Source organism: Pseudomonas sp. DTU_2021_1001937_2_SI_NGA_ILE_001 (genome assembly GCF_032463525.1).
Classification (GTDB): Bacteria; Pseudomonadota; Gammaproteobacteria; order Pseudomonadales; family Pseudomonadaceae; genus Aquipseudomonas.
The window spans coordinates 1,585,543-1,597,785 of the sequence record NZ_CP135971.1; the positions used below are offsets into that span (position 1 = coordinate 1,585,543).

Here is a 12,243-nt window from a genome sequence, read left to right on the forward strand (position 1 = left end):
TGGATAAAAGGCGTAAAGGAGTAGGAATAATACGAAAATTCTTATGGCCGGAGCCGCTTTGGAACACGACTTTAGGCAAATTGACTTTAGAATTTATCTCACTATAGTGATGCGGGCCCTGCGTGGGGGGCCTGTCTGATGATTCGAGGCATAAAACAGGAGGCCATATGGCTGACAAAAAAGCGCAGTTGATCATCGAGGGCACAGCCCCCGTCGAGCTGCCCATTCTGACCGGAAGCGTTGGTCCAGACGTGATCGATGTCCGCGGTCTTACCGCCACCGGCCGCTTCACGTTCGACCCCGGCTTCATGTCGACCGCCTCTTGCGAGTCGAAGATCACTTACATCGATGGCGATCAGGGTATCCTGCTGCACCGTGGCTATCCCATCGAGCAACTGGCCAGCCAGTCCGACTACCTGGAAACCTGCTACCTGCTGCTCAACGGCGAACTGCCGACCGCCGAGCAGAAGGCCCAGTTCGTCGCCGTGGTGAAAAATCACACCATGGTCCACGAACAGCTCAAGACCTTCTTCAACGGCTTCCGCCGTGACGCCCACCCGATGGCCGTGATGTGCGGCGTGGTCGGCGCCCTGTCGGCGTTCTACCACGACTCGCTGGACATCAATAACCCGCAGCACCGCGAAATCTCCGCGATCCGCCTGGTCGCCAAGATGCCGACCCTGGCAGCGATGGTCTACAAGTACTCCATGGGCCAACCCATGATGTACCCGCGCAACGACCTGAGCTACGCGGAAAACTTCCTGCACATGATGTTCAACACCCCGTGCGAGATCAAACCGATCAGCCCGGTACTGGCCAAGGCGATGGATCGCATCTTCATCCTGCACGCCGACCACGAACAGAACGCCTCCACCTCCACCGTGCGCATGGCCGGCTCCTCGGGCGCCAACCCGTTCGCCTGTATCGCTGCCGGCATCGCCGCCCTGTGGGGTCCCGCCCACGGCGGTGCCAACGAAGCGGTACTGACCATGCTGGACGAGATCGGCGACGTATCGAACATCGACAAGTTCATTGCCAAGGCCAAGGACAAGAACGATCCGTTCAAGCTCATGGGCTTCGGTCATCGCGTCTACAAGAACCGCGACCCGCGCGCCACCGTGATGAAGCAGACCTGCGACGAAGTTCTCAAGGAACTGGGCATCAACAACGATCCTCAGCTGGAACTGGCCATGCGCCTGGAAGAGATCGCCCTGACCGATCCTTACTTCATCGAGCGCTCGCTGTACCCGAACGTCGATTTCTACTCGGGGATCATCCTCAAGGCCATTGGCATTCCGACCAGCATGTTCACCGTGATCTTCGCCCTCGCCCGCACCGTCGGCTGGATCTCGCACTGGAAGGAAATGCTCTCCGGTCCGTACAAGATCGGCCGTCCGCGCCAGCTGTACACCGGCGAAACCCAGCGCGACCTGGTCGCCCTGCAAGACCGCAAGTAAGCGATACGCGAACGACAAAGGGCTGCCATTGGCAGCCCTTTGTATTTCCAGCCAGGGTTATTCGAAAGCCCAGGCGTCCAGCAACGCAGCCTGGATCAGGGCTTGGCCGCTGCCCTCTCCTTCAATGCCTTTAGCGTGTTGAACGGCGCATCGACCACGAACTTGTTGCTCAACCAAGACGGCACACTGCCACCCGGGTCGGTGTGCACCTGATAGGTCACTTCGGTGCGGTTCGGCCCTTTCGGGGTCAGCTGCCAGAAGCCCTCGACCTCGGCCACCCGTACATAGCCCTTCTCTTCCGGAACATAGGTAGGCTTCTCTACCAACGTACGCCGCAGGCTTCCGTCGGCTTCCTGGCGAGTCGTGACCTCCAGCACCGAGTCACGCGGCGTCACCGGCCACGGCGTCTTGAAGCGGGTGTAGGTCCAGGCCTTGTCGCCTTCATGCTTGAGCAGCTTCTGCGACTCGCATTCGTGGATCCATGCACAGGCTCCGACCACATCTTCCTGCAGAGCACGCAAGCGCTCGACGCTGGCATCGATCACGGTGACGCCGCGGTAGGCCTTGTATTTCGAGCCCGCCACATCACTGAGCCAGACCTTGATCCCCTGCTCATCCTTGGCCAGCTGCCAGTCCTCGGCATAGGCGCCGCTGCTGACCAGTACAGTGACCCCACATACAGCAATCAGGCGGTACAGCGACTTCATTGCCCTACTCCTCTTCTCATGAAAGCGCCCACGCCGGATGGCGCTCAGGCAGCGGTAGCCTTCTCCCACCAGCCGATCAGGCGAATCGCATCAGCCTGATCGACACCACAGATATCCGGCGCCGCAGCGAACCGGCCGCACACCTCAGGACGCTCCGGCCGACCGAACAGGCCACAGAGCAGATCGAGCGTCAGGTGCAGACAGCGCACACCTGCCGGCTTGCCATCAGGCATGCCAGGAATGGGAGAAGTGATCGAGGGTGCTATACAGCACGCACCGCAACCGGAACGGCAGTCCATGACGCGTTATACCTTAAGGACATGAGAAAAAGAGTAGCGATAATAGCCGCAGCCACAAACGTTTGAAAACGCCATAGCAGACGGCAAAACGGGCGCCAGGCAGGCGCGGCGGGCGTTATTGCTTGAACTTGAAGTCCAGCGCTGCACCTTCGACGTCGCGACGGCTTTCGTTACGCATCTGCAGCTGCATTTCATTGCTCAGCAGACGACCGTTGAGCTCGAAATTGCTCGCGTCGCGTTCGGCAGACTTGTCGGAGAACATCGGCGGCAGCAGCGGCTTGCGCTTGCCCGTAATGACATTGGCCGGAGGCTCCAGCTCACGCACCAGGTCCGGCGGCAGGCTCAAGTCGAGCTTGGCCTTGCCGACGCGCACATCCTTGACGGGGGTCTTGTCCAGCTTGCCCTTCTGCGCCTTGGCATCGCCCTTGGCAGCCACCTTGGCGGAAGTCTTGGGCGAGGCCTTGTCAGCGCCCTGCCGGGTTGCAGCGATCTTGCCAGCAGGCTTCAGCGCATCCGCTTGGCCGTGTGGTTGCAGCGGCTTGGCGGCAACACCGAAATCTTCCTTGTGCAGCTTCACCGGCACCACCGGAACACTGGGCGCCAGTTCATGCACCGACGGTGCAGGCTTTTGCGAACCCCCACCGGTCACTGCCTGGGCGACCGGCTGCTCGACAGTGGAAGGCGGAATGACGGGCGCCGGCGGCGCAGCAGACACCGACGCCTGAGACTTCGCCGTATCGACTGTCGATTTGGGCGCAGGCGCTTCCCGGCCATCACAGGCAGCCAACGCAACGACGACCAACAAGCCGAGACAGCGAAACACAGTCATAAGCGAACAGACAAATAGGCAGAAAGCCACATGCTGGCCTGTTAAGAAGCCAATGACAAGCCAGCATGCCGATATCGGACGAAAAACCTACGCATCAGGCACCAGCCGCCTCCTGACAGAGCTGCCGGGCGAGCATTCCCAGAGTCATCAGGGCACGCTCCGCTTCACGGTTCCACGGCATTCCGCAGTTGATGCGGATGCAATGGTTGAATTGCTCGGTATTACTGAAGATCAACCCTGGCGCGATGCTGATGCCCTGCTCCAGCGCCCGCACGTGCAGTTCCTGAGTATTGACCCGCCCCGGCAGGCTCACCCACAGAATGAAGCCCCCCACGGGTCGGCTCATCTGCGTCCCCTCAGGAAAATACTGCTGCACGGCGAGCTGGTAGGCACTCAGATTCTTTCGGTACTCGACGCGGATGTGCCGCAGGTGACGATCATAGCCGCCGTTCTCCAGATAAGCCGCCACCCCCATCTGCGTCACACTGCAGGCCGAATGGGTACTGAAAGTCTGCAGGCGCTGGATCTCGGCGTGGTACTTGCCACCCGGCACCATCCAGCCGATACGCACACCCGGCGACAGGGTCTTGGAAAAGCTCGAGCAGTAGATGACCCGGTCCTGGCGATCAAAAGCCTTGAGCGCCTTGGTGCGGCCGATCTCGAACATCAGCTCGCCGTAGATATCGTCTTCGATGATCTGGATGTCGAAATCCGTCGCCAGGCGCAACAGGCTTTTCTGCCGCTCCTCCGGCATGGTCGCCCCCAGCGGGTTGCTCATACGCGCAGTCAGCACCAGCGCCTTGATCGACCACTGGTTGGCGGCCAGCTGCAAGGCTTCCAGGCTGATCCCGGTGACCGGATCGCTGGGAATCTCGATGACCTTGAGCCCCAGCAGGTCCGCCAGCTGCAGCAACCCGTAATAGGCCGGCGACTCGGCGGCGATCAGATCGCCCGGCGCGGTGACCACCCGCAAGGCCATCTGCAAAGCATCCACGCAACCGTGAGTGATGATCACCTCCGAAGGGTCGACCAGCGCTCCGGCATCGCGCATGCGAATGGCCACCTGACGGCGCAATGGCTCGTAGCCGGGGCTGAACATGTAGCTGAAGGCGCGCGGACTATGAAAGCGGGTGACCTTGGCCAGTTGCTGGTGCAAGGCACGCACAGGCAGATAGTCGACATGCGGCACCGCGGCGCCAAGGGCGAATACCCCTTCGCGCCGCGACTCGACCAGGACCTGCTGGATGATACTGCTCCGGGTGACCAGGCTGGGACGCTCTACCCTGGCGATTTCCGGGGTAGGCGCGGTCAGCGCCGGAGTCTGGTGCACGTAGTAACCAGACTGTGGGCGGGCACGGATGAGCCCCTGGTCTTCGAGGTTGGCGTAAGCCTGCAAGACCGTGGCATGGCTGACGTTGAGCTGCAGGCTCATCTTGCGCACCGAAGGCACGCGCTCGCCAGGCTGGTAGACACCGCGGCGGATGTCTTCGGCGAGTTGGCGAGCGATACGTTGGTACAACAGCAGATTGGTCATGACACGGCCTCGCACCCACTGACTTGTTCTTGTGAAGGAACAACCGTAACAGTTGAAAAGTGTACGGGGACAGTTTCCCCAGTTGCCGGACATTGTGCACGCTGCCAGTAGGATTTGGCAGCCACAGACACCAAAAACCACGCAGCCCCCGCCAAAAAAGCCGGGCAAAAAGAAGCCCGAGACCATTCATGGCCCCGGGCTACGGAATACTACGAACGCTGCACTAACTCACTCGGCTCGCCGAGCCTCTTCGCCAACCTCACGAGGCACCCCAAGACGTCCTTTGTCGTCCGAAAAGACGATCTCAACGCGGCGATTCCGTGCACGCCCGCGCTCGGTGGCATTCACGTCCACCGGGAAACGCTCGCCATATCCCCGGACTTGAATGCGCTTTTCATCCACGCCCAGATCAGCCAGCAGATCGGCGACGGCCTGGGCGCGATCCTGGGAAAGCTTGAGGTTGCTCTGCCGGTCACCGGTGTTATCGGTATAGCCTTCGACACGCACCACCCGACGCGGATTGAGCTGCAGGTACTGGACGATCTTCAACATGGTGCGATTCGCCGAACCTTTGAGCTGCGCATCGCCCTGATCGAACAATACGTCGCCCAAGGTCATCACCAGCCCACGATCACTCTGGGTCGTCGCCAGCTGGATCTGGTCCTCGACCCATTTGCCCTGCTGCTGAACCACCGCCAGCTTGGCCTCGCGCAACGCCAGCTGCAGGCGTTGGCGCTCGAGATCCATCGTGGCCATCTGCTCTTGCAACAAGGTCAGGTTGCTGTGCTCACGAGCAATCTCGCTGTAGCGGCTGCTCAGGTAGGCATAGTGCGAAACGTCGCTACCACTGCCCAGGTAGCTGGACAAGCGCTCGGCCCGCGCCAGCGATTCACCCGCACGGATAACGTCCTTGGGGGCGCTGCGCAACACATCCGGATCTTCCTTGACCTTCTGGAAATCACTGGCCGCCTGCTGCAAGGCCTGCCCACTGCCCTGCTGAGCGGCGCAGCCAGCCAAGCTCAGCAACGCGATACTGCCCAGGAGGCGATAGACACCGTTCATTGGGCCTCCTTGAGCTGCTTGCGCAGACGATCCAGGCGCGTTTCAAGCAGGGCGCGCTGCTCTTCACTCTTGAGCGTCAGCGTGCGCGCTTCGGCCAATCGAGCATCCAGCTCCGCCTGTTCGGCCTGCATGCGCGCCTGCTTATAGGACTGCCGAAGCATGTCGGCCCGTGCCTGGGCGAAGCGCTCCTGCGCCTGCTGCATCTCCGGCTGCTCCTGGGCGTCGGCACCGACGGCCTTGGCCTGGGCGATGGCTTGCTCGGTCAGCTTCATCTGTTCGATAGGCGCGGGGTCATTGGCGCACCCGGCCAGCATGATGGCCGCGACTCCGGCGACCAGAAAGCGAGTACTCACAAAAACATTCCTACTGATTGGCGGCGGGCTGTTGCAACTGGCTCTTCCAGACGTCCAGATTACGCTTGACGGCTTCATCGGCCCGGCCCGAGGCGGCTGATTCTGTCATCTTTTTCTCCAGCTGTCCGCGCAACAGCGGATCGTTGCATACCGAATTGGTTGAAAGCGCCAGATGAAAAGCCGGTCGGTCAACCACCATTGGCATGGCTTTCACCTCGGCGGACAGTCCCAGGGTCTGCGCCATGACCATCGCCGAGTAACGCCCGGCCAGGACGTAGTCCACTTCTCCCAGCATCAGCTTCTGCAAAGCCTGGGTCAGGCTGGAAACCGACTGCAACTGCAAGCGAGGCGCCGTCTGCGCGTCGAAGCCGGGCGTGAAACGTGTACGCTGCGAGCGGGCACCGGTGCGGGCCGCCAGCTCCTCCAGTGTTGTAACATCAGGCTCCACTGCGCTGCGGGTCCAGACCACGATTTCGTTATGGCTCACCGGCGGCTCGATGAAATCGAAGGCCTGCGCGCTGGCACCGCCCGAGGCCGCGTCGGCCAGCAAATCCATCCGCCCACTGCGGACCTCTTCAAGCGCCTGGCTGCGCTTGCCGGCGTAGAGAAACTCGACACTGATACCCAACTCCTGAACGGCCTGCTTGAGCAGGTCAGCATTGGCGCCCATCAAGTGCCTGGGGTCCTGCGGATCGCGCCACAGGTAAGGCGGGGCATCCGGGCTGCCGCTCACGATCAGGCGTTCACAGCGATCGGCCAACGCGACTTGAGCAGCCCCCAGACAGACCACCGCCAACAGAACAGCGCCGAGGTTTAGCGATGCGCGCATGCATGATCCTTCTTGAATGAAAAAACCCGTTCGACCGCTCGCGACCTGGAAGCTCGCAATCGGTGAAACGGGTTTTTCTGTCAGCGTGACTTCAGCCGCGAAACAGCCTCACATTCAACAGGAATACCGTGAATATGCCGGACTTTTCACGGCTGGAGCCGCTCCACCAAGGCCTGACCGATCGGTCAGACCGCCTTCTCCAGCTCGGGAACGGCCTCGAACAGGTCCGCCACCAGGCCGTAGTCGGCCACCTGGAAGATCGGCGCCTCTTCGTCCTTGTTGATCGCCACGATCACCTTGGAGTCCTTCATGCCCGCCAGGTGCTGGATCGCGCCAGAGATACCGACGGCGATGTACAGCTGCGGAGCGACGATCTTGCCGGTCTGGCCGACCTGCATGTCGTTGGGCACGAAGCCGGCGTCCACGGCGGCACGCGAAGCACCTACGGCGGCGCCCAGCTTGTCGGCCAGCGCGTAGAGGTGCTTGAAGTTGTCACCGTTGCCCATGCCACGACCACCGGAGACCACCACGCGGGCTTCGGTCAGCTCGGGACGGTCAGAGGTGGCCAGTTCTTCACCGACGAAGCTGGACTTGCCAGCATCGTGTACGGCGCCGACCGCTTCGACAGCGGCCGAACCGCCTTCGGCGGCAACCGGATCGAAACCGGTGGCACGTACGGTGATGACCTTGATGGATGCCGACGACTGAACGGTCGCGATGGCGTTACCGGCATAGATCGGGCGCTTGAAGGTATCAGCCGACTCGACAGCGACGATTTCGGAGATCTGGTCGACATCCAGCTGCGCAGCGACGCGCGGCAGGATGTTCTTGCCATTGGAAGTGGCAACGGCCAGCACGTGGCTGTAGCCCTTGGCCAGTTCAGCCACCAGCGGCGCGACGTTTTCCGGCAGTTGATGAGCGTAGGCAGCGTTGTCGGCAGCCAGTACCTTGCTGACGCCGGCGATCTTCGCGGCGGCCTCGGCCACGGCCGAGACACCTGCACCGGCGACCAGCATATGAATGTCGCCGCCAATCTTCTGGGCAGCCGCAACGGCGTTCAGCGTGGCGGGAACCAGAGCACCCTTGTCGTGCTCAGCGATAACCAAAATAGTCATTCAGATTACCTTCGCTTCGTTCTTCAGTTTTTCGACCAGTTCGGCCACCGACTTGACCTTGATACCCGCACTGCGCACCGCAGGGGCTTCGACCTTGACGGTCTTGTTGGTCGACACGGTGGAAACGCCCAGACCTTCGGGGGTCAGGGTTTCCAATGGCTTCTTCTTGGCCTTCATGATGTTCGGCAGGGAGGCGTAGCGCGGCTCGTTGAGGCGCAGGTCGGTGGTGACGATTGCCGGCAGGCTCAGCGAGACGGTCTGCAGGCCGCCGTCGATTTCACGGGTTACGGCAACCTTGTCGCCGCTGACCTCGACCTTGGAGGCGAAGGTGCCCTGGGGGTAGCCACTCAGCGCAGCCAGCATCTGGCCGGTCTGGTTGTTGTCGCTGTCGATGGCCTGTTTACCGAGGATCACCAGTTGTGGCTGCTCCTTGTCGACAACGGCCTTGAGCAGCTTGGCGATGGCCAGGGACGTGAGTTCCTCTGCGGACTCGACCAGCACGGCACGGTCAGCGCCCAGTGCCAGGGCGGTGCGCAGTTGTTCCTGAGCGGCGGATGGACCGACACTGACCACGACGATCTCGCTGGCCACGCCCTTCTCTTTCAGACGCACGGCCTCTTCCACGGCAATTTCGCAGAAGGGGTTCATGGACATCTTGACGTTGGCCAGGTCGACGCCGGAGTTGTCCGCCTTGACGCGAACCTTGACGTTGTAGTCGACCACTCTTTTGACAGCTACAAGAACCTTCATGGATTCCTCGTTACTCTCCGGTGAATAGAAGTCGCCCGGCCGTGGCCCGGCGATGGAATGCGTCCTCAGCAAGCTATCTGGGGAGTGCAGGCCCGATGCAACAGCGTACGCACTTTGGCTTGGTATCGATCTAAAGCCGACCAACGACCGGCCGGGTGTGTAAAATGCGCCCTGCCCCATACACGGCTCGGAAAGCCTGCACGGCACCCGCCTTACGCCCGTTACAGGGCTGACCGAATCTTCGCCGGCCTGTGGCGAGTGCGAAACCGCCCGTATCTTGACCGCTCGCCACCAGCCGGTCAATACGACATATCGGCCAGTGATGGGGCGCGCCTCTAGGATTTACAAGGGTTTCGGCCATTTCAAACAAACGTTTGTATTGGACCTGGGAACTGGTGTAGATATAATGCCGTCCATTCAAAAGAGCCTCGAATTCGACGCCCGGCAAGGCGCTTAAGACGCTTTCGCCATCACCACACGATCCAGCTCTGGCCGGGTCGCCTGTTCGGACGTCGTTTATCGCCAGCGTTCATAACAACACCGTGAGCCATTTGTAGGAGATAGCCTGTGGAACGCGAATACATGGAATTCGACGTGGTCATCGTCGGAGCCGGTCCCTCCGGGCTGTCCGCCGCCTGCCGCCTGAAGCAGAAGGCCGCCGAAGCCGGCCAGGAGATCAGTGTCTGCGTGGTCGAGAAAGGCTCCGAGGTAGGCGCCCACATCCTCTCTGGCGCCGTGTTCGAACCCCGCGCGCTGGAAGAACTCTTCCCTGACTGGAAAGCACTCGGCGCACCGTTGAACACGCCGGTGCTGCGCGACGACATCTATGTGCTGCGCAGCGAGAGCACCTCGTTCAAAGTGCCCGACTTCTTCGTGCCCAAGGCCATGCACAACGAAGGCAACTACATCATCTCCCTGGGCAATCTGTGCCGCTGGCTGGCCCAGCAGGCCGAGAACCTCGGGGTGGAGATCTACCCAGGCTTCACTGCCCAGGAAGTGCTGTTCGACGAAGCGGGCGTGGTGCGCGGCATCATCACCGGCGACCTGGGCGTGGACCGCGAGGGCCAGCCCAAGGACGGCCTGTACACCCCCGGCATGGAGCTGCGCGGCAAGTACACGCTGTTCGCCGAAGGCTGCCGCGGCCATCTGGGCAAGCAACTGATGAAGCGCTTCAATCTCGACAGCGAGGCCGACGTCCAGCACTACGGTATCGGCATCAAGGAACTGTGGGAAATCGACCCGGCCAAGCATGTACCAGGCCTGGTGGTACACACCGCCGGCTGGCCGCTGGACAACGACAACATGGGCGGATCGTTCCTCTACCACCTGGAAAACAACCAGGTAGTGGTCGGCCTGATCATCGATCTGTCGTACAGCAATCCCTACCTGTCGCCCTTCGACGAATTCCAGCGCTACAAGCACCACCCGGTGGCCAGCCAGTACCTGGAAGGCGGCAAGCGCATCAGTTATGGCGCCCGCGCCATCGCCAAGGGCGGCTACAACTCGCTGCCCAAGATGGTCTTCCCCGGCGGCGCACTGATCGGCTGCGACCTGGGCACCCTGAACTTCGCCAAGATCAAGGGCAGCCACACCGCAATGAAGTCCGGCATGCTCGCTGCCGAGGCGGTCGCCACGGCACTGCTGGCCGGCCAGCAAGGCGGTGACGAACTGACCGGTTATGTCGAAGGCTTCAAGGCCAGCTGGCTGCACGACGAGCTGTTCGCCTCGCGCAACTTCGGCCCGGCCATGCACAAGTTCGGCTCGATCGCCGGCGCTGGCTTCGCCTTCCTCGACCAGAACATCTTCGGCGGCAAGCTGCCCTTCACCCTGCATGACACCAAACCGGACTACGCCTGCATGAAGCTGGCTTCGGAGTCGAAGAAAATCGACTATCCGAAGCCGGACGGCAAGCTCAGCTTCGACAAGCTCAGTTCGGTGTTCCTCTCCAGCACCAACCATGAAGAGGAACAGCCCTGCCACCTCAAGCTCAGCGACCCGAGCATCCCGATCGCTCGCAACCTGCCGCTCTACGACGAACCGGCGCAGCGTTACTGCCCAGCCGGCGTGTACGAGGTAGTCACCCAGGAAGACGGCGAGAAGCGCTTCCAGATCAACGCCCAGAACTGCGTGCACTGCAAGACCTGCGACATCAAGGACCCTTCGCAGAACATCACCTGGGTCGCTCCGGAAGGCGCTGGCGGCCCTAACTACCCCAACATGTAACCCCCCCCCGACACCCCGCAGCCGCTCAGGCTGCGGGGTTCATGCACCGATGCCCAGCCAGCTTGACTCCTGCCCCGGGCTGCGCTCGAAGTAACGCTTGTACTCGCGACTGAACTGCGAGGCACTCTGATAGCCCACCCTCAAGGCCACCTGAGCCACCCCCATGCCCTCCACCACCAGCAATTGCTGAGCCTTGAGCAGCCGCAAACGCTTGAGGTACTGCACCGGGCTGAGCAGCGTCGTACGCTTGAAGTGCTCATGGAAGCTCGACACGCTCATGTTCGCGCAACGCGCCAGGGTTTCCACGTGCAAGGGCTCGGCGAAATGTTCATGCTGGTAATGGATCGAAGCAGCCACGCGCGCGAAATGCCCCTGCTGCTCGACCAACGCACGCAGCACGCCTGCCTGCGGCCCGCGCAAGGCACTGTAAAGCACGTCACGCACCCTGGCCTGCCCCATGACCCGACACTCCACAGGATCGTGCAGACAGCGCAGCAGACGCTCGACGCTTTCGCGCATGCCCACATCGAACTGCACCGAGGTCATCGACTCCGGCGTCTGCAGGTGGCTTTCACCTTCGGCCAGCGGCCCCATGGCCTGCACCAGTTCAGCCAGCAGGTTGCGCTCGATGGTCACCGATACGCCGTACAGCGGCATCTCCGGGGCAGCGAAGGTCTCGCACTTGAAAGGCACCGACAACGCCTGGATCAGGTAATGCCCAGCGCCGTACTCGAAAGAGCGCTGCCCCAGGAACGCCACCTTGCTGCCTTGAGCGACGATCATCAGGCTCGGCTCGTAGATCTGCGGGCTGCTGCCCATATAGCTGAATGCACTGATCAGCCGTACTTCCGGCAACAGGGTATCGACCCAGCCCGGGCGATGCGCCAGAGAGCGGATCAGCGACACCAGGGTGGCGTTTTCATCGAGATGACGGGTCAATTGCATAAGGTGCGCCAGTAGAGGATCAGACAGGGCAATCATCGCAGATCCAAGCCTGGAAAGCCCACTCACGCATCCACCGCTGGAGGATCAGGCATGAATCATGGAGAAATCACTATAGCCCGAGATCCCCCTGACGAGGACAA

At 61.6% G+C, this 12,243-nt stretch carries 12 protein-coding genes; 2 read left to right on the forward strand and 10 right to left on the reverse strand.

Features of this window, described 5'->3' with window-relative positions; translation table 11 throughout:
• Nucleotides 1–167 precede the first annotated feature (167 nt).
• Nucleotides 168–1,457 carry a citrate synthase gene (gene gltA, locus RRX38_RS06405; RefSeq protein ID WP_295470377.1) on the forward strand — a complete coding sequence of 430 codons (1,290 nt, stop codon included), beginning with the start codon at nt 168–170 and terminating at the stop codon, nt 1,455–1,457.
• A gap of 95 nt (nt 1,458–1,552) precedes the next feature.
• Here gltA and RRX38_RS06410 read toward each other — a convergent pair whose 3' ends face one another.
• The 9 genes from RRX38_RS06410 to RRX38_RS06450 form a co-directional block, all read right to left on the reverse strand.
• Nucleotides 1,553–2,164 carry an START domain-containing protein gene (locus RRX38_RS06410; RefSeq protein WP_295470375.1) on the reverse strand — a complete coding sequence of 204 codons (612 nt, stop codon included), beginning with the start codon at nt 2,162–2,164 and terminating at the stop codon, nt 1,553–1,555.
• 44 nt (nt 2,165–2,208) lie between these two features.
• Nucleotides 2,209–2,463, reverse strand: a complete 255-nt coding sequence (locus RRX38_RS06415) for a YkgJ family cysteine cluster protein (protein ID WP_315961965.1) — start codon at nt 2,461–2,463, stop codon at nt 2,209–2,211.
• 115 nt (nt 2,464–2,578) lie between these two features.
• Entirely contained in the window at nt 2,579–3,178 is a 600-nt protein-coding gene (locus tag RRX38_RS06420) for a translation initiation factor 2 (RefSeq protein ID WP_410524870.1), read from the reverse strand.
• A gap of 208 nt (nt 3,179–3,386) precedes the next feature.
• Nucleotides 3,387–4,826, reverse strand: a complete 1,440-nt coding sequence (locus tag RRX38_RS06425) for a PLP-dependent aminotransferase family protein (protein ID WP_315961967.1) — start codon at nt 4,824–4,826, stop codon at nt 3,387–3,389.
• Nucleotides 4,827–5,054: 228 nt separating this feature from the next.
• Complete coding sequence (locus RRX38_RS06430) at nt 5,055–5,888, reverse strand: OmpA family protein (RefSeq protein WP_315961968.1); 834 nt, start codon at nt 5,886–5,888, stop codon at nt 5,055–5,057.
• Nucleotides 5,885–6,241: a DUF4398 domain-containing protein gene (locus RRX38_RS06435; protein ID WP_295470364.1), complete on the reverse strand. Its 357-nt coding sequence runs from the start codon at nt 6,239–6,241 to the stop codon at nt 5,885–5,887. Before RRX38_RS06435 ends, RRX38_RS06430 begins: the two co-directional genes overlap by 4 nt.
• 10 nt (nt 6,242–6,251) lie before the next feature.
• Nucleotides 6,252–7,070 carry a substrate-binding periplasmic protein gene (locus RRX38_RS06440; RefSeq protein ID WP_315961969.1) on the reverse strand — a complete coding sequence of 273 codons (819 nt, stop codon included), beginning with the start codon at nt 7,068–7,070 and terminating at the stop codon, nt 6,252–6,254.
• Nucleotides 7,071–7,255: 185 nt separating this feature from the next.
• Complete coding sequence (locus tag RRX38_RS06445) at nt 7,256–8,185, reverse strand: electron transfer flavoprotein subunit alpha/FixB family protein (protein ID WP_315961970.1); 930 nt, start codon at nt 8,183–8,185, stop codon at nt 7,256–7,258.
• A complete protein-coding gene (locus RRX38_RS06450; protein WP_315961971.1) occupies nt 8,186–8,935 on the reverse strand; it encodes an electron transfer flavoprotein subunit beta/FixA family protein in 750 nt (249 codons plus the stop codon). It abuts the gene before it with no gap.
• Between the two features lie 567 nt (nt 8,936–9,502).
• Between RRX38_RS06450 and RRX38_RS06455 the strand changes: the two genes are divergently transcribed.
• Nucleotides 9,503–11,158, forward strand: a complete 1,656-nt coding sequence (locus RRX38_RS06455) for an electron transfer flavoprotein-ubiquinone oxidoreductase (protein WP_315961972.1) — start codon at nt 9,503–9,505, stop codon at nt 11,156–11,158.
• A 39-nt stretch (nt 11,159–11,197) separates the two neighbouring features.
• On the opposite strand, the gene RRX38_RS06460 is transcribed toward RRX38_RS06455, so the two are convergent.
• A complete protein-coding gene (locus RRX38_RS06460; protein ID WP_315961973.1) occupies nt 11,198–12,103 on the reverse strand; it encodes an AraC family transcriptional regulator in 906 nt (301 codons plus the stop codon).
• Between the last annotated feature and the right edge of the window lie 140 nt (nt 12,104–12,243).